This window comes from Rhodanobacter sp. MP1X3 (assembly GCF_014207165.1).
Lineage (GTDB): Bacteria > Pseudomonadota > Gammaproteobacteria > Xanthomonadales > Rhodanobacteraceae > Rhodanobacter.
In genome coordinates, this window is record NZ_JACHCO010000007.1 from 229428 (window position 1) to 246683 (window position 17256).

Consider the following 17256-nt stretch of genomic DNA (forward strand, 5'->3'; position numbering starts at 1 on the left):
GGCTCTCAATATGCTTTCACTGTCCCCATGATCGCGCAGAGCCATGACGAATACATCTCAGATCCCGGCGGCATCGGTTGAGTGTGCACTGAGTGCCTCTGCGACTATCCGGCCCGCGTCGCCAAAACAGGCGGTGTTTTCGCGACGTCTATTGACCCTGCTGGTGGTTGCGCCCATCGGCATTGCTGTCGCGGCGACGCCCCCGGCAAAGCCCCCGGCAAAGCCTGCACCACCGGCATCGGTGCCGCGAATCGTGATCGTGCAACCATCGGCCAATGCGCAGTTTCAGCAGGCGATGCGACAGGCGCAGCTGCGCGGTCAGCTGCAGCAGGCACAGGTAGAGCAACAGAACCATCAGGCCGTTCGCGACAACTCTCGCCGACCGTACGACAACAATTCGCAGATGCAGCAGCAGATGGATCAGGCCGACGCCGCGCAGCAGCGAACGGATCGGGCGCGGCAGCAGAGCATCATCGATCGCTACAACACCACACCACCGCCCTCCGGCCGGTTGGGTGTCCCGGCGAACAATCCGCCATCGAAGCCGGCAAGCGGCGGCTGATCCTGGTGACGGTCTGACCGTTCGACGAACTAGTGATCGCGCGAGCTGGAACGCTGTCAGTTCACGGACTTGCGGTAAAAAGATCGTCGCGGGCGCTTTTCTTTTCCAGCTCCAGCAAGAACTTTTTGACTGGCAGGCCGCCGCCGAAGCCAGTCAGGCTACCGTTGCTGCCGATGACGCGATGGCATGGCACCACGATGGGTATCGGGTTGCGCCCATTCGCAGCGCCCACCGCACGAACCGCGGTAGGGTGCTTGATGCGTTTGGCAAGTTCGCCATAACTGGTGGTGACGCCATAGGGAATCTGCGCCAGCTCACGCCATACGTTCAGTTGGAACGGCGTGCCCAGCGGATGCAGCGGCAGATCGAAATCTACGCGTTCACCGGCAAAATATTCCTGCAACTGCGTGCGGGCAAATGCCAATGGCGCGCTCGCGCGAACCCACGTCGCGGGAGTTGCTCGCGGATGACGCGGTTCGGCAAAACGAATCTCGCGCAGGCCTTCGTCATCCGCGACCAGCCGCAACTGGCCGATCGGGCTGTCCATGTCGTCGTAGTAGATCGTTGCGGTTTGCTTGGTCATTTGCTGGCCCTCGTTGGCTTGCTGCGTTTTTCTTTTGGTATGGGCGCGGCATCCGTCGCACCGCGCCAGAGATGCATCACGGCGTACGCGCGCCATGGTCGCCATGTTTCGGCGCGCTGCGTCAGCGCTTTCGTGGTCAACGGCACGGCGCTGGTGGTTGCCTCGCGGCGCAGGATCAAATCGGCTGCAGGAAAGGCATCCGGCTCGCTCAGCGCGCGCATCGCGATGTAATGTGCTGTCCATTCGCCGATGCCGGGCAGTGCCACCCAGCGCGCGACAAAAGTATCCAGCGACTGCTCAGCGCGAAAATCCACGCGGCCATCCAGCAGTGCCTGCGCCACGCCTTGAACCGTCGCGGTGCGCGCCGTGGTCAGGCCAATCTCGCGCAGGTCGGCATGGGCGAGTGCAGCGGGCGTGGGGAACAAGCGCTCCAGGCCGGGCACCGCAACAACCGGCAGCGCTTCGCCATAACGCTGCACGATGCGCGTCGCCAGCGTCCGAGCGGCTGCCACGCTGATCTGCTGACCGAGGATGGCGCGTACCGCAATTTCAAACCCATCCCAGCCACCGGGCAGGCGCAGACCCGGGCGCCGTGCGATCAACGGACCCAACACCGCGTCATGCTGGAACGTGTCGGCAATCGCCTGCGGATTCGCATCGAGATCGAACATGCGCCGCAATTTCGTGACCACACCGAGCAGTTGCGATGGCTGCGGACAATGCAGTTGCAGGCGCAGTGCATGCTCGCCATCGGGCCACGCACTGAGGCGCAGCCAGCCCGGTGCATCGCTGGGGCCGAACACACGCGAATAGCTGTGCTCATCGACCAGTTCCACACCCGGCAACGCGCGACCGCGCAGAAACGCCAGCAGTGCATCGAAATCATACGGTGGCCGATAGCCGAGTCGAAGTTCCAGTGCTGCGCCCGTCACCGCACGCGGGTGACGGCGCAGTTCACGCGGTGCGATGCGGTTGGCCTGCAAAAACGCCGCGTTGAACCGGCGCAGGCTATTGAAGCCCGAGGCGAGCGCCACTTCGGTCACCGGCATGGCGGTTTCCGTCAGCAACTGCTTCGCAAACAGCAGGCGTCGTGTCGTATGTACGCTGATCGGCGGCGCACCGACACGTTCGACAAACAGTCGCCGCAGCTGGCGCGTACCAATGGCAAGGCGTGCCGCCAGATCTTCCAGCGATTGATCTTCCAGCGCGCCGGTCTCGATCAGTTTCAGCGCGCGTGCCACCACGTGGTCGCCGCGCTGCCAGCCGGTGTTGCCTGGCGCCAGTTCCGGCCGGCAGCGCAGGCAGGGTCGATAACCCGCCGCCTCTGCCGCCGCTGCGTTCGCGAAGTAACTCACGTTCTCGCGTTTCGGCGCCGGCGCCGGGCAGACCGATCGGCAATAAATACCTGTGCTGCTGACAGCGGTGAAGAACAGGCCGTCGAAGCGCGCATCGCGGCTGAGCCGTGCGGTTTCGCAGATCTGCGGGTCGGGCAGGGAGGTGGCGTGTTCGGACATGTGTGCAGGCTAGCACCGGCGCAAGCGCATGACTCGCCGTTTTCGGACATGGATGTTTATCAGGAATGTCCGGTCATATCCATGCGCCGCCAGTTGTCAGCCGGCGGCGCATCGGGCGTTACGAGAGGCGTCGTCCTGCCATGCTTGAGAGCACGCCGTCGCGCCGGATCAGGCCGTGATAAAGCGCAGCACCCATATGTGCGAGAAACGTCAGAAACAGCAGCAGCGCAAAAAAGCCATGTGCATGCCTCAGTACGGCAAACGCGACCGGGCTCACCGGAAAGATCGGTGGCAAGCGCAACGATTCACTCAACATCACCGGATAACCACCCGCCGAGAGCATGGCCCAGCCGATCAGCGGCATCAGCAGCATGAGGATGTAGAGCAGCCAGTGCGACGCGTGCGCAGCCAGTTTCTGCAGTGCCGGCAGATCCGCCGGCAACGGTGGCGGTGGATAGCGCAGCCGCACGGCGATGCGGATAACCGCCAGCACGAGAATGGCGATGCCCAGAGGCTTGTGGATGCGGATCAGCAAGTCGTGCGTTTCTGAAACGGAAGCCACCATGCCGACGCCGATAAACAGCATCGACACAATCAGGATCGCCATCAGCCAGTGCAGCACGCGGGCGGGCAACGCAAACATCGGGGAGGGCGCGCTCATGACTTGGTCTCCGGCTTTGGGTGTGCCGCGGTAGTGCCGGGCAGATGGGCCTCTTCACTGGTGCGACGCAGATACGAATCGGCATAGGCCGCCGAGCGTGCGGGCAGCAGCGGATCGTCCGAGGCTTCGATGCCGTCGGGCAGCACCAGCGGGTCGTAGTTGATGTCACGACACGGGCCGCTGTCCTGCGCGGTGGCCTGATCTAGCACCAGTGTGCCGGCGTCGATCTCTTTCCGGTCGGACGGCCACGCCTTGGTCGCGTCATTGGTCGGGTCGCCCGGATTGGCCAGCGTCACCATCAGTTTCCAGCGCTGCGGACCTTTCGCCAGGCGCTGGGTGAGATCGGTGCTCAGATAATCCGCATCGCTCTTCGAGCCATCCACCGGCGCGCCGGCATCCTCCGGCACCATGCGCCAGCGCACCGCATGACGGGTACCGCTGGCGTCGACGAAGACAAATGCGTCCAGGCCCCAGTAGCTTTCCGTGGCAAAACTTGCCGAAGGTTTGGCCGTCTTGACCCAGGCCAGAAACGGCGCGCTTTCCGGGTGCGCGGCGAAAAATGCCTTGATCTTCGCCGGGTCGGGTTTGCCGGTAGCGGGGTCGGGTGCCGACGACTGCGCCTGCTCATAAAAAGCCTGCGGCGTGCTGACCAGAAACACCGGCATGCTGTTCATGCCGGTGCGCCACTGTTGGCCGTTCGGCTGGGTAAAGCGCAAACCCATGCTGCGGATCGGCGCGCTGCTGTCGGGCGCGTAAGGATTGCCGCCGGGAATCGCCAGTCGCCCGACCACCGGTGTGCGCCCCGCGGCAAACACCTGCGCACGGGAATAAGCCTGTGCCCCGCCGTTGCTGTCGAAATAGCCCGCCACGCAAATGCCCTTGGCGTGGTTGCGTCGATAGCCGGGATGCATACCGCCGTTTTGCTGGAGCTGATCGACAATGCGTTTTGGCGTCAGCCGATGCGGCGCCAGCCAGCCGCCGACATAGCCGAAGGCGGCCGCCGTACCCACGACCACGATGCCGATAAGAGCCCAACGCCAGGCGATGCCTGTTGGTGGCGAGGATGGTTCGTGCATGATCAACTCCTGGCCCTCAGGCCGTTGTGTAGACATGGAAGACGAACGCCGCCGGGTTTTATTCCCACCCCGAGGGAATAATGCATGTCGGGAAGCGTCATGTCTTGTGCAACCCATCGAAAATAGGCCGATTTCGACTCATGACCCCAAGTGACACGATGACTCACGACATCGACCAGTCACTGCGCGAGTGGCTGCCGCGGCTACGGCGATTTGCGTTGTGGCTGACGCGCGACGCCAGCACGGCAGATGATCTGGTGCAATCGACCATCGAGCGGGCGCTGTCGCGCTGGTCCACCCGGCACGATGACAGCGCATTGCGCGCATGGCTTTTCGCCATCCTCTACCGGCAATTTCTCGATACCAAACGACGCTCGAAACGATACGCCGCGATGCTCGAGCACTTCCGTGGCGGCCGCGATCCATCCGGTGCGCACGGTCATGCCGTAAATGACGACGCGACATATCCGTCGGTGGAACGCGAAGTGATGGCGCAATCGGTGCTGCAGTCACTGGCCCAGCTACCCACCGAACAGCGCGCACTGTTGCTATGGATATCGGTGGAAGGTCTGAGCTATCGCGAGGTGGCCGAGATCCTCGAGGTGCCGATCGGAACCGTGATGTCGCGCCTGTCGCGCGCGCGGCAGGCGCTGCGTCGCGCCAGCGAAGGCGAGGTCGCGCTGCCGTCGCTGCGCCTCGTCAAATGAACTTTATGAGTAGGTGGTCAAAGCCATGAACAACATACCCAGCGAAGAAGACATCCATGCCTATGTCGATGGCAGGCTCGACGATACGCGTCGACAGGCGGTCGAGGTTTATCTCGCCCAGCATCCGCAGCGTGCCGAAGAGGTCCGTGCCTGGCAACGGGATGCGCAGGAACTTCGCGCTGCGCTGGGCAGCTGGATGCCAGAAGCTGACAATCCATCGCTCGATCCATCGGCGCTGCGCGCGCAGCGCCGGCAGACATGGCGAGCACGCCTGGCGATCGCCGCCATGCTGGTGCTCAGCATCGGCCTCGGTGGTGTCGGCGGTTGGCAGGCGCATGGTGTTCGTCAGGCCAGTCGTGAAGCGCCGATGTCCGACGCGATGCAGGCCTATCGCATGTTCGCGCAGCAGCATGGCGCCATGTTGGATGTGACCGAGCAGCATGACGGCGATCTGCAGATATGGCTGGACAATCACTTTCATCGTGCACCCCAGTTACCGAACCTGCAGGCCGCTGGCTTTCATCCCGTTGGCGGACGCCTGCTGGCGCTCAGTGAAGGTGCGGCGGCGATGGTGCTGTACGAAAACGCGCAAGGCAACGCCATCAGTTTTTATATTCGGCCGCCATCGAAGGTGGCCGCGCTGCCGCGCGGACAGCGGCAGGAAGGCACGCTGATGGCAGTGTATGGACCGAGTGATGGATACAACGTCGCCATGGTCAGCCGCGCTGACGAGTACGATGCAGACGTCGCTCGCAAAGCCTTGCCAACGGCTATCTGAGCGATCACGTGCTCTGCTCCTCTCTCATGACCTTTGTGCTCAGTAAGCGTCGCTGCGGCAGGACACTTCGGCAGCGACTGGCTTCTCCTTCGGCGCGCTCGGGGGTGCCTAGGCGCAGCAGATTATGTTTGAGCTCACACCAGATTGCCGAAGAAGGGCGGCAGGCTTCCTGCCGCTAGCCAGCTGACGAGGCGCGCAACGCAATGATATCGTCGCCGTTTCACTGCCTGGGGAGGCACGCCATGGAATCGCGTCAACGCGTGGGGCTGATCGTCGGTGTTGCGGTGTTGATAGTGCTTGGCCTCGGGTGGGGAGTCTGGCGATTGGGTACGCGGTTCGCGGAGCTTGCCCTTCAGAGTCAGCAGAAAGCCATGGCCGTCGCCAAGGCGGCCGACAGCATGCCCGTAAAGAAAGGCCGCTTGTTTAGCAACGACGAGGTATATACCTTTCTCGCCGCCGCCAAAAAAGCCGAGCTGATCAAGGACCCGTTGCAGCGCTGTCTCGCGTATCCCGACCCGCCAAACAGCCATTGGTCAGCCGCTGCCGTACATGCGTATTGCCAGTACCGTACCCAATCGGTGATGTCGTTTGCCGACATCCAGACGCTGATACAAAACGGACAGGCAGCCGAGCTCGACAAGCGCATGGCGCAGGTACTCGATGCGCAGATGACGCAGCCTGCTGCACGAGGTTCGCTGGACCGCACGTTTGAGCAGGATTTCGACGGCTCCTTCGATATCCGTCCGTTGCTCGATGCCTGGAAGCGCGATTCGCCCAACAGTGCCTTTGCCCTGGCGGCCAGCGGCTATGCCTACGAAAAAATGGCGTACAAGGCGCGTGGTGCCGGCTACATGAGCGAAACGCCGCAAAGCAACGTGGAATCCATGGATCGACTGCTGCAACTGGCGGACACCGATTTGCAGCAGGCCGTGGCGCTCAATCCGCATATCACGCCGGCTTACGGCGCGATGATCGAAGCCGGCGGCCTCTCCCTTGGCGATGTGTATCTCGCTTCAGCGAAAAAGCATGCGCTGGCGAATAACCCTGCCGATCTTTCCATTTACGGCTATCTGTTGTGGCAGGCCCAGCCCAAATGGGGCGGGTCGATCAAGGAGATGAGGGATATCACCGCCATGGCGCAGGCGCATGCCGCTGAAAATCCCTTGCTGATGCTGGAGCTATCCAAGGCACCGTCTTACGAAAAGCTCAAGGATTGCGATTGCCATACCGCCGAGCAGCTGGCCGAGTATCCGACGATTTTTGATCAGGTATCCAGCTCCAAGCAGCTAGCGGATGCAGGCACGGCGGCGGAGTCTAGCCATCATCTGGAATTGTCGGTCGTGTATTTTTCCGAAGCACTGCGTTTTGATCCTGGCCTTTCGGACGAGCGTATGCATCGCATTTACGACTTGAACAATTTCGACGAGTCGCAGTGGGCCGTGGACGAGGCGACCCGCATGCTGCAGTCGGCGCCGAATGACACCGATCTGATCAAGGCGCGTGCCTATTCGTATGAGTCGTTGAATGATTACCCGCATGCCGTGCAAGACATGCAGGCGGCGCTTGTCATCAATCCCGGTGACGGGAACGAGCTGATGATGCTGGGCAGTATGTACGCCAACTCAATGCATGATTGGGACAAGGCATGGGAGACCGATAATCGCATCGTCAAGATGTATCCCAACGAGCCGTATGGCTGGGTCCTGCGCAGCGAGATTCAGCAGCAACAGCCGCGGGCAGGGTTGCGGGACACCATCGACTATTTCGCGGCGCATTTCGACAACTCGCCGCAGGCTCACAAGCTATTACTGGAAATGCGTGCCGCGCTGGCGCTGCAACCAAAGTCGCTGGGTGGGGCAAGCGTCGCTAAATCGATGCCAGCAGGCTGATCCCCAACAGCAACGGAGTCAGCTGTCGGTCGAAGGGTGACATCACCACGGTAGTCTGCCGCAGGCGATGCACCTTGCGACCAGCCCGACGTTGTTGCCTTGATGTTGCTCAGCACGATGGCTGGCCTGGTCCGAGACTATCTTCGAAAGCGATAACGTTATCGACGCCGTGCGCTCGCATCTTGTCGCGATGGAGAGTGTGTATCTGAGACGTGTCGCATCCCGCACGCAGCTGGGTGTTGCTTCGCGGATAGTTAGAGCGTGATGCCCAGGTATGCCCAACACCACTGTCGTGCCCAGGGCATCTTCGCCAAGCAGCAATGACAGGCCTCGCTGGGCAATGCTATCTTCCCGGCTTCTTGCCAGGGGAGGCACGGCTAATGGATGCGCGCGCACGGTGGCTGTCGGTCACAGGGATTGTTGTTCTGGTCGTCGTCAAACTGGGGTTGCTTGCCTGGCATCTGGGTGCGCTGCAGGGTTCGGATTGGGCATCCCAATTCAAAGCGCCTTTTGTATCGACACCTACGCGCAAGGCACAGCCTTTTACGCCGGCGGAGATCAGCGCCTTTCTCGCCCAGGCCAAACAGGCCAAAGTCATCGCTGATCCGCTGCAACGCTGCCTGAGGTTTCCCGATCCACCCGACAGCCACTGGTCGCATGAGGCGGTGGTCGCGTATTGCCACTACACCACACAGTCCGCTATCTCGGCGGCCGAACTCACAACCCTCATTCAGAACGATCACGCGGATCAGGTCGACAAACGTATGGCTGACGCCCTGCAGGCGCAGCGCACGCAGCCGGACGCGCGCGGACTACTTGACCGCACCTTCATCATGGATTTCAGAGATTCGTCCCCCGAGTTGCGCGGCATTCTCGACGCCTGGAAAAGGCAGTCGCCCAACAGTGCGTTTGCTTACGCGGCCAGCGGCGATGCCTACGTTATCGAAGCGCACGATGCGCGCGGCAGTCAGTCTGGCCGGCTCACATCCAACGATCATTTCGAATCCATGCAACGGTTGCTTCAACTTGCCGATGACGATTTCAGCAAGGCCCTCGCGCTCAATCCGCTGCTGACGCCCGCCTATGCCGGCATGATCGAGTCAGGTACTTATGGAAGCCATAGTTATGGGATCAACGCGGCCAATAGAGGTCTTGCCGTCGACCCCGCGAACTTCTCCATCTACGTTCGATTGATGCAATTGTCCGAGCCCAAATGGGGAGGTTCCATTAGTCGCATGCAGCAGGTGGCGGCGCAGGCACAAGCGCATGTGTTGGAGAATCCACTGCTCTCGTTGCTGGCGACGGATGCGCCGGCTTACATGGCCAGTGGCAGCGACTGCGACTGCTTAGGCGTGAGTTATGTGCCTGACTACCGCAGCGTATTCGACAAGGCTGCAGGATTTCGCCCGTTGGCGACGGCAGGCAGCATCGCATACACAAACGACCATTCAGGTGCAGCCCTGGGCCTGGTCTATTCGGCCGAAGCGTTGCGGTTTGCACCGAACGAATCCGATTCACGCTCGACGCTGTCCTACGAACTGTCAAAGCACGGCGAGGCTCAATGGGCCAAGGAGGAGGGCGATCGTCTGGTGGCAGAGTCGCCGTCCAGCGCTATTTCCTATGACACGCGCGGCTACGCCTATGAACATCTGCAGGATTATCCGCATGCGCTGGATGACTACGGCAAAGCGTTCGAGCTTGATCCGACAGACCAGTGGCCACTGGTGCAGATCGGCATCATCAATGTTCATAAAACGCACGACTGGGACAAGGCCTGGGCGAACGCCGATCAGCTGATCAAGCTGTTCCCCGATCATCCGGAAGGCTGGATTCTTCGCCTCAGCGTGGAGAAGGATCAGCCGCGTGCCGGGCTGCACGACACCATGGTCTATTTTCTCGCTCATTTCAGCCACGATCCCAACCAGCAGGCCGCCGTGCGTGAAGTGCGGCAAATGCTCGCCGAACACAAATAGCGCTAGCCGTGCCCCCGCCCGGCCTGCGGTTTTGTTGTCCGGCTCGACACCGGACTTATCCCGCCGCGAGTGGTAGCGCCATGACCACGCGCAGGCCTCCGTCCTTGCGATTGCGCAGTTCCACCGTTCCACCGTGATCGAATACGATCGCCCGCACCGTAGCCAGTCCCAGGCCGATGCCACCGGTTCCCCGGTTACGTGAGGCTTCCATCCGGAAAAACGGCTCGAACACCTGCCGCTGAAGGGCATCGGGAATGCCTGGGCCGTCATCGTCGATCTCCAGCAGGCATTCGTTGTCGGCTACGCGCGGGTGCATGCGCACGCGCTCGCCATACTTCAGCCCGTTCTCGACCAGGTTCACCACCGCTCGGCGCAGGGCGACCGGATCGCCTTCCAGCGTGATCGCCGGTCCAGGTTGCACGATCACATCATGGCCGACATCGACCAGGTCATCGGCCACGCTCTCCACCAGAAGTCGGAAATCCAGCCGCTGTTTGTGCACACCCAACGAGCGGTCGTGGATGAAATCCAGCGCCGCCGATATCATCGTCTTCATTTCCTGGATATCGGCTTCGACCTTGTCCCCCAGTGGGCTCGGCAGGCCGTCCAGACGGAAAGACAGGCGCGCCAACGGCGTACGCAAGTCGTGAGCAATCGCGCCGATCATGTGTGTGCGTTCCTGCATCATGCGATTGATGCGTGCCTGCATGGCGTTGAACGAGTCGACCGCGCGCAACATCTCTCGTGGGCCTTTGCGGGGCACGGGCGGTGCATTGGTGTCGTTACCGAGTCGTTGTGCGGCGTCAGCGAATTGCCGGATCGGTGCGGCCAGGGTCCGCGCAAACAGCCATGCGATCGGCACAAGAACCAGCAGCCCAAGTCCGAACAGCCAGAGCAGTTCCTGTTGAACCGTGCTGGGGAAAGTCTCCGGGGGCTGCGATGCGATGCGCCACTGACCATCCGACTGGCGCAGCCCGATGACAAAGCCGCCGTCCAGCATGGCGCCCGCCGGGCCGTTGCCGACCTTGGTATCAATCGTCGTGTCGGTGATATAGACGCGCAGTGCGTCGCTGGAAACATTCATCAGCGAGGACAATCGTTCCGCCATGCGTGATGACGCCTTGGCGTCGTAGCCGCTGAATGCTGTTGGGGCCTTCGCTGAAACATTCACATCCATGTCTACGGGGGGCGGTGCAAAGCGCCCCATGTCCGGCGCTGGCGGCACGCCAGGTGCGGGCCCCATGCCTGGCGCGGGTGGCTTGCCGGCTGCGGGCGGTTTGCCGGGTGGGCCGAATTCTCCGTCTGGCTGACGGTCCGGCTGCAGCGTAGTCACAAGATCGATAAGGTTGACGCCGTTGGTCTGCAACGGCGGTCGCAGTGCGAGAACGGCAAAGCCGATGGCCGCGGATATCACTAATGCGGAAAGCATCAAAAGAAACGTGCGCGCGAATATGGAAAGTCGCGGCAGGTGGGTCACAGTCGGAATACCTTGGGGACCAGCATATAACCCTCGTTGCGAACGGTACGAATCAGTTCGACCTGCGAGCGGTCATTTAGTTTTCGGCGCAGCCGACTGATCTGCGTGTCGATGGCACGATCGAAGACTTCGGCGCGGCGTCCGTGCACCAGGTCGAGCAACTGGTCGCGGCTCAGGATGCGCTGCGGGTGCTCGACGAAACTACGCAAAAGGGCGAATTCGCCATCGGAGAGATTGATGAAGATGCCCGTTGGATCACGCAGGTCGCGGCGCATCACATCCAGGCGCCAGCCTTCGAATTGGTAGGGGCGGGCATCTTCCGTGACGACGGGTTCGCTGCTGCTGGTGCGCCGCAGTACCGCGCGTACACGCGCCAGCAATTCGCGTGGATTGCACGGTTTGGCCAGGTAATCGTCAGCACCCATTTCCAGGCCGATGATGCGATCGGTATCGCCACTGAGCGCACTGAGCATGATCACTGGTGGCCCCTGTTCATGCGCGAGGCGACGCGCGGCGCTCAGGCCATCCTCACCCGGCATCATCACGTCCAGCACCACGAGATCCGGCCGTTCGCGCGCGATCGCCAGATACATCTGCGCAGCATTTGCGGCGCCCTCCGCGCGATAGCCATGTTCGCGCAGAAAGCCGGTCATCAGGCTGCACAGTTCGGGATCGTCGTCGACGACAAGTATCAGAGATGGTCGGTCCATTACCAGGAATTCGGCTTGTCTAGGCAGGTTGATATGTTGAATACCAGATCAGTTTACGAGGCGTATGTCGGCTGGGCCAAACACTGACACAAACCTGACACATGTAGACAACCGCATGGCACATGCAGGGCGTAATTTCATCCCTGTGGCGCCAGCTACGGGCTGTTAAGCGGCGTCGCATCGGGCCCTGCGGGGCACACAGGGAGGTGGCTTGCCGCGACGCCACGCCGTTCCCGGACCGGAACGAGCACGGCATCCGGCTTACTCGGGTCGGTCCATCAACCTCTAGGCAAGATCTTCATGAAGACACCCATTTTTCTGCCTTCGCTGATTTTCGTCAGTATTTTCGGACTGGCTGCCGTCGTCTGCGCACAGACTCCACAGACTCCTCCGTCGGCCGATCCGTGCGCGTGCGGTCCGGGCCGCAACCCCAAGGTCGATGCCGCGCTCAAGGCATGCGAGAGCGAGCTTGGCGGCACGCCGGGACATCCGGTCGCCCGCGAGTTGATAGACAAGTGCATGGAAGCCAAGGGCTTCAAACGGCCTCCCGGTCCGCCGCCGGGTTCTGGTAACCCACCGCCACCACCGCCGACGTCGGGCTCGTGAGTCTTACGATGATCGGAGGGCACGTGATTCAAGGCACGAATGCGAATGTGAGCCGTCGCGCGGCGGAGCACTTCTGGGCGCAGCTCAAACAGGGGCGCCCGCCAAACGGTGATGCCAGTATCTTGCTCAACGGTTATGCCGGCGAGCGCTTGCGCCTGGCTACCTTCAGGCACGCGCCGCACGTGCTTACCAGCGAGAGTATCGCCCGCCCACATCGTCAGGCGGCGCTGCTCTGCTTGCAGCTGGAGGGTGATTCGTACATCGAGCAGCACGGGCGCTACTGCACGATTAACGCTGGCGATTTCTATCTGCTCGATCTTTCTCGGTCGTTTCGAATGGAAACAAGGCAATCGACCGTCCAGACCATCTACCTGCCCATCGCGTTGTTGCGGGATGCAGTGCCGCAAGTCGAACAAGCCTCGGCGGTCGTACTGCATGGTCACCTCAGTTCGGTCGGCTACCTGCGCGTGCTGTACCAGGAAATCTTTGCGCGCGCGTCGCAGCTGACCGAGTCGGTGGCCGGATATCTGCTGGATGCGATTCCGCACATGCTTGCTGCCGCGCTGCAAAGCAGTGCGTCCGCAGACAAAGCGCCTCCATCGCAATTGCGCCAGCACTATAAGCAGCTGGTGCGGCGCTTTGCGCGAGATCACCTGGGTGACCCCGCGCTGTGCGCAGAGACCATCGGCAAGGGTGTCGGCCTGTCGACCAGTTATCTGTTCGAGTTGTTCGCCGATGAGGAAGCCACTCTGATGCGCTGGGTGCGTAGTGAGCGGCTGTCGCGCTGTCGTCGTGATTTCGAAGATCCGACGGCGCGTCGCAAGAGCATCGCGCAAGTAGCCTACAGCTGGGGCTTCGGTGACATGGCCCACTTCAGTCGCTGTTTTCGTGAAGTCTTTGGCGTGTCGCCGCGTGGATATCGCCAGAATGCGCTTTTCGGAATTCATGAAAAATGAAATCACGGACGTCTAGACGTCCGATTAATAATCAAGTTATTCCCTATTTTTTGTTATTTCGTCACGTGGATTTAACGTTAAATTGAAGTTGCGTCGATACAGCCAGCACAAAAGGTGAAGGTGTCAATCCTCCATTGGCAGATCGTCGTCAGGACGCCGTTCTCGTTTCCTTTTACTCGCTGCCGACAAGGCCGGTCGCAGGAGCACCGCATCGCATGCGTGTGGTCCTGCAGTGCTGCAATTCAATTAACCAAGGGGTTTCTCGCTGTGCCTATAAATAGATTGCAAATAATGCACCTCAGCCAGCTCAGTCTCGCGCTGGCTCTGGCCATCGGCAGCACAAGCGCACTGGCGCAGTCGACCACTGGCAGCATCTTTGGTCAGGCGCCCGTCGCCAAGGGTGAGTCTGTGCAGGTAAAAAACACGACAGGCATCAGTCGCGAAGTGCCGGTCGATGCGAACGGTCGCTATACCGTTGGTTCGCTGCCGCTGGGTACCTACACGGTATCGCTGATAAAGGACGGTAGTGCCATCGACTCACGCGCCGACGTGAACCTGCGAGTGGGTTCGGGTACGGAAGTGTCGTTCGTTGCCGTTGCCGCCAAGAGCCTGGACACGGTCAGCGTATCGGCCAGTTCGCTGCCGCCCATCGACGTAACGAGCGTAGACGCACGCACGGTGATTACCGCACAGGATCTCGTCAGGTTGCCGCTGGCACGTAGTGCCGAAGCCATCGCCTTGTTGGCTCCTGGCGTGGTTCCCGGTTATGGCGGTTTCACCAGTGGCACCACGGGCGGCTCGCTGGTTTCCTTCAGTGGCTCGTCGGTCACCGAGAACGCCTATTACCTCAACGGTTTCAACACCACCGATCCACTCAGTGGTTTTGGCGGCATCAGCCTGCCCTACGGTGCGATCGATCAGGAAGAAATTATCAGCGGTGGCTACGGCGCGGCCTTCGGCCGTTCCGATGGCGGCGTCATCAGTCAGAGTGGCAAGCGCGGCACCAACGACTGGCACTTTGGTGCCCAGGTGCAGTGGACGCCGGCATTTGCCAATGAAACAACGCCCGACACGTACTACGTGACCGGTTCCAACGCCGGCCAAATCTACCGTCGCAATTCGGACGACAAATCGTGGCTCGCCACCGAGAGCGCCTATATCGGTGGCCCGCTGATCAAGGACAAGCTGTTCTTATTCGCCGCCGTCGAAGGTCAGAAGCAGTCGGGTAACAACATCGGCAGCACGACCTCGTCTTACAACACGAATTACGAGTATCACAACCCGAAGTGGTATTCGAAGATCGACTGGAATATCAACGACAGCAATATCCTCGAGCTGACCGGCGCGTCGACCACGCATTCCTATCAGGGCAACGAGTACAACTACGATTACACCACCGGCAAGACGGGTGCGCTTAATAGCTCGGACACATCGATCAAGAACAATGCGCAGGTCTACATCGCCAAGTACACCAGCTACATCACCGACGATCTGACGCTTACTGCCCTGTATGGCAAGCAGAAGATGACGTATTACAACGAGACACCCGGATCATCCAGCGACCTGACCTACATCGACGATTCGGAGAACGAGAACCCTGCCATTACGGGTGGCACGCCAATAACCAATAGCCAAACCGTCTCCTCTCAGGCTGATCCCGACCACACGGCAACCACCAACAACCTGCGTCTGGATCTGGCGTACAAGCTGGGCAATCACACCATCACGGCCGGCATCGACAACCTCAACTCGCACGATGTTGACGATGGCACGACGTCGACCATGTGGGTCTACGGCTACGGGGATGCCAACACGGCGATCGGCGAGAGCCCCTATGTCGCCGCACCGGCGACTGGCGCCGGTGGCTCGACGGGTTACTACGTGTCGAAGTACATCTACAGCACGTCGGCCTCGGTGCGCGTCGCACAGCGTGCGCAGTATGTGGAGGACAGCTGGCAGGTCGACGATCGCTGGCTGCTCAAGCTCGGCGTGCGCAACGATGAGTTCACCAATTACAACCCGAACGGTGATGCCTTTCTGCGCGTAACCAAGCCGCAGTGGGCACCACGCCTGGGCTTCAGCTGGGATGTCAACGGCGATTCGTCGCTGAAGGTCTATGGCAATGCCGGTCGTTATTATCTCGCCATGCCGGCCTCGGTGGCTTTGCGCGCGGCGGCGGGTTCGCTGTATACCAACGAGTACTACACCTATACCGGTATCGATGCCAACGGAAATCCGACCGGCCTGACGCAGCTGGCTTCGTCCACCGGCGGCGCGGTATCGGCCAACAACGAATACGGCCAGTCGCCGGATGCCAAGACGGTTGCCTCGTCCAACATCAAGTCCGAGTATCAGGACGAATTCCTGCTGGGCTTTGCGCAACAGATCAGTCCGAATTACGTCTGGGGCATGAAAGCGCAGGTGCGAAAACTGCGCAACATCCTGGACGATATCTGCGATACCGGTACCATCCTGACCAAGGCCGAGTCGCTGGGTTACAGCATCGATACCAGCGCGATGAACGGCTGCTACCTGTCCAACCCGGGCCGCAGCAACACCTACGTGTTGAAGAACACCGCCGGGGGCTACAACAGCGTCACGGTGTCCGCGGCGGAGTTCGGCGATCCTCAAGCCAAGCGCAACTACTACGGCCTGGAAACCTTTCTCGAGCATCCGTTTGATGGCAAGTGGCAGGGCAAGATCGATTACGTCTTTTCGCGCAGCTATGGCAATACCGAAGGCCAGGTGCGTTCGGACATCGGTCAGGCTGACGTGTCGGCAACGGTCGACTGGGATTACGGCAAACTGATGGAAAACTCCAATGGTGCGCTTGCCAACGATCGCAAGCATCAGCTGAAGATCTATGGCTCCTATCAGATTGCGCCGGAGTGGATGGTCTCAGGCAATGTGTTCATTGCCTCGGGTACGCCGAAAACCTGCCTGGGCTATTACGGGGCGGATCAAACCAACCCGGTCGATTACGGCAGCTACTACCACTACTGCGGCGGTGTCGCTTCGGTGCCAGGCGCGGCGGGTCGTCAGCCGTGGCAGCACATCTTCTCGCTGACCGCCGAATATCGTCCGATGTGGGCTGGCCAGAAACTGGGTTTCAACGTGATGGTCTACAACATCTTCAACAACTCGGTACCCACCTCTACCTATGTCATTTATGGCAGCTCAACCGCGCTCAATACCAACTACGACCGGGTCACCTACTGGAGTACGCCGCGCTACGTGCGCTTTGGTGTGAACTACGACTTCTAGAAATTAAAAATAAGGTAGATGAGAAACCTTGGGACTGAAGGTATTAAAACACTACGTACCTTCCCAAGACTATGAGGTAGATAAAAGGATGGAAGCGATGCCGGAAGGATTTAAAACCCACGTATAAAATCATCAAAAGGAAGGATGGAAAATGAAAAAATTCAAGCTAAGTATTGTTATTTTTCTACTCGCAGTAATAAGCATGACATCTATAAGTTCTTATGCTGCAACAGAATATGCTCGAAGCATTATATATTTCAATTCCAGCGATCAAATCATTGGACAGCAAATACTCTATTGCACCAACACATACAAGCATGCAGGAACCATAGATGCGTCCAATCCATACAGGATTGAGGAGGAGTTCGGCTGCGGCGATCCGATAGTAACTTGCACAACCACTATTTCTGGCACCACATGTAGCCAAACTGGAACAGAGAATAGTTCTGATATCGTCTATTTCAAGTCGGCACTTGGGTATTCACAGAGTCAATATTGCT

General features: G+C 60.2%; 14 protein-coding genes. 8 read left to right on the top strand and 6 right to left on the bottom strand.

The window, feature by feature from the left end; genetic code table 11:
• Positions 1-43 precede the first annotated feature (43 nt).
• Positions 44-562, top strand: coding sequence for a hypothetical protein (locus tag HDE79_RS18090; RefSeq protein WP_184604026.1), 519 nt, complete (start codon positions 44-46; stop codon positions 560-562).
• A 61-nt stretch (positions 563-623) separates the two neighbouring features.
• On the opposite strand, the gene HDE79_RS18095 is transcribed toward HDE79_RS18090, so the two are convergent.
• The 4 genes from HDE79_RS18095 to HDE79_RS18110 all read right to left on the bottom strand — a co-directional run bounded on the left by HDE79_RS18095 (position 624) and on the right by HDE79_RS18110 (position 4396).
• Complete coding sequence (locus HDE79_RS18095) at positions 624-1145, bottom strand: methylated-DNA--[protein]-cysteine S-methyltransferase (protein WP_184604028.1); 522 nt, start codon at positions 1143-1145, stop codon at positions 624-626.
• Complete coding sequence (locus HDE79_RS18100; protein ID WP_184604030.1) at positions 1142-2659, bottom strand: AlkA N-terminal domain-containing protein; 1518 nt, start codon at positions 2657-2659, stop codon at positions 1142-1144. The genes HDE79_RS18095 and HDE79_RS18100 overlap by 4 nt, the downstream gene beginning before the upstream one ends.
• Positions 2660-2777: 118 nt before the next feature.
• Positions 2778-3320 (bottom strand): cytochrome b/b6 domain-containing protein, encoded by a 543-nt coding sequence (locus HDE79_RS18105; RefSeq protein ID WP_184604032.1) that lies wholly within the window; start codon positions 3318-3320, stop codon positions 2778-2780.
• Positions 3317-4396, bottom strand: coding sequence for a catalase family peroxidase (locus HDE79_RS18110; RefSeq protein WP_184604033.1), 1080 nt, complete (start codon positions 4394-4396; stop codon positions 3317-3319). Before HDE79_RS18110 ends, HDE79_RS18105 begins: the two co-directional genes overlap by 4 nt.
• Positions 4397-4554: 158 nt before the next feature.
• Here HDE79_RS18110 and HDE79_RS18115 point away from each other — a divergent pair, with 158 nt between their 5' ends.
• The 4 genes from HDE79_RS18115 to HDE79_RS18130 all read left to right on the top strand — a co-directional run bounded on the left by HDE79_RS18115 (position 4555) and on the right by HDE79_RS18130 (position 9743).
• Positions 4555-5103 (top strand): sigma-70 family RNA polymerase sigma factor, encoded by a 549-nt coding sequence (locus tag HDE79_RS18115; protein ID WP_221440244.1) that lies wholly within the window; start codon positions 4555-4557, stop codon positions 5101-5103.
• A gap of 25 nt (positions 5104-5128) precedes the next feature.
• Positions 5129-5881 carry an anti-sigma factor gene (locus HDE79_RS18120; protein ID WP_184604036.1) on the top strand — a complete coding sequence of 251 codons (753 nt, stop codon included), beginning with the start codon at positions 5129-5131 and terminating at the stop codon, positions 5879-5881.
• Positions 5882-6123: 242 nt separating this feature from the next.
• Entirely contained in the window at positions 6124-7770 is a 1647-nt protein-coding gene (locus HDE79_RS18125) for a DUF4034 domain-containing protein (protein ID WP_184604038.1), read from the top strand.
• Positions 7771-8150: 380 nt separating this feature from the next.
• A complete protein-coding gene (locus HDE79_RS18130) occupies positions 8151-9743 on the top strand; it encodes a DUF4034 domain-containing protein (RefSeq protein ID WP_184604040.1) in 1593 nt (530 codons plus the stop codon).
• Between the two features lie 55 nt (positions 9744-9798).
• Here the strand turns inward: HDE79_RS18130 and HDE79_RS18135 are convergent, their stop codons facing one another.
• On the bottom strand, positions 9799-11220 hold the full coding sequence (locus tag HDE79_RS18135; protein ID WP_343205999.1) for an ATP-binding protein: 1422 nt from the start codon (positions 11218-11220) through the stop codon (positions 9799-9801).
• On the bottom strand, positions 11217-11930 hold the full coding sequence (locus HDE79_RS18140) for a response regulator (RefSeq protein ID WP_184604041.1): 714 nt from the start codon (positions 11928-11930) through the stop codon (positions 11217-11219). Before HDE79_RS18140 ends, HDE79_RS18135 begins: the two co-directional genes overlap by 4 nt.
• A 300-nt stretch (positions 11931-12230) precedes the next feature.
• Between HDE79_RS18140 and HDE79_RS18145 the strand changes: the two genes are divergently transcribed.
• The 3 genes from HDE79_RS18145 to HDE79_RS18155 all read left to right on the top strand — a co-directional run bounded on the left by HDE79_RS18145 (position 12231) and on the right by HDE79_RS18155 (position 16756).
• Positions 12231-12536 carry a hypothetical protein gene (locus HDE79_RS18145; protein WP_184604043.1) on the top strand — a complete coding sequence of 102 codons (306 nt, stop codon included), beginning with the start codon at positions 12231-12233 and terminating at the stop codon, positions 12534-12536.
• A 23-nt stretch (positions 12537-12559) separates the two neighbouring features.
• On the top strand, positions 12560-13492 hold the full coding sequence (locus HDE79_RS18150) for a helix-turn-helix domain-containing protein (RefSeq protein ID WP_184604045.1): 933 nt from the start codon (positions 12560-12562) through the stop codon (positions 13490-13492).
• A 291-nt stretch (positions 13493-13783) separates the two neighbouring features.
• A complete protein-coding gene (locus HDE79_RS18155) occupies positions 13784-16756 on the top strand; it encodes a TonB-dependent receptor (RefSeq protein ID WP_184604047.1) in 2973 nt (990 codons plus the stop codon).
• The last annotated feature ends 500 nt before the right edge of the window (positions 16757-17256 follow it).

What these genes read in the sequence shown, in the direction of transcription:
- HDE79_RS18095 (WP_184604028.1), bottom strand. Translation starts at nt 1,145, where the DNA reads ATGACCAAGCAAACCGCAACGATCTACTACGACGACATGGACAGCCCG.
- HDE79_RS18125 (WP_184604038.1), top strand. Translation starts at nt 6,124, where the DNA reads ATGGAATCGCGTCAACGCGTGGGGCTGATCGTCGGTGTTGCGGTGTTG.
- HDE79_RS18105 (WP_184604032.1), bottom strand. Translation starts at nt 3,320, where the DNA reads ATGAGCGCGCCCTCCCCGATGTTTGCGTTGCCCGCCCGCGTGCTGCAC.
- HDE79_RS18110 (WP_184604033.1), bottom strand. Translation starts at nt 4,396, where the DNA reads ATGCACGAACCATCCTCGCCACCAACAGGCATCGCCTGGCGTTGGGCT.
- HDE79_RS18140 (WP_184604041.1), bottom strand. Translation starts at nt 11,930, where the DNA reads ATGGACCGACCATCTCTGATACTTGTCGTCGACGACGATCCCGAACTG.
- HDE79_RS18115 (WP_221440244.1), top strand. Translation starts at nt 4,555, where the DNA reads ATGACTCACGACATCGACCAGTCACTGCGCGAGTGGCTGCCGCGGCTA.
- HDE79_RS18130 (WP_184604040.1), top strand. Translation starts at nt 8,151, where the DNA reads ATGGATGCGCGCGCACGGTGGCTGTCGGTCACAGGGATTGTTGTTCTG.
- HDE79_RS18145 (WP_184604043.1), top strand. Translation starts at nt 12,231, where the DNA reads ATGAAGACACCCATTTTTCTGCCTTCGCTGATTTTCGTCAGTATTTTC.
- HDE79_RS18120 (WP_184604036.1), top strand. Translation starts at nt 5,129, where the DNA reads ATGAACAACATACCCAGCGAAGAAGACATCCATGCCTATGTCGATGGC.
- HDE79_RS18100 (WP_184604030.1), bottom strand. Translation starts at nt 2,659, where the DNA reads ATGTCCGAACACGCCACCTCCCTGCCCGACCCGCAGATCTGCGAAACC.
- HDE79_RS18090 (WP_184604026.1), top strand. Translation starts at nt 44, where the DNA reads ATGACGAATACATCTCAGATCCCGGCGGCATCGGTTGAGTGTGCACTG.
- HDE79_RS18155 (WP_184604047.1), top strand. Translation starts at nt 13,784, where the DNA reads ATGCACCTCAGCCAGCTCAGTCTCGCGCTGGCTCTGGCCATCGGCAGC.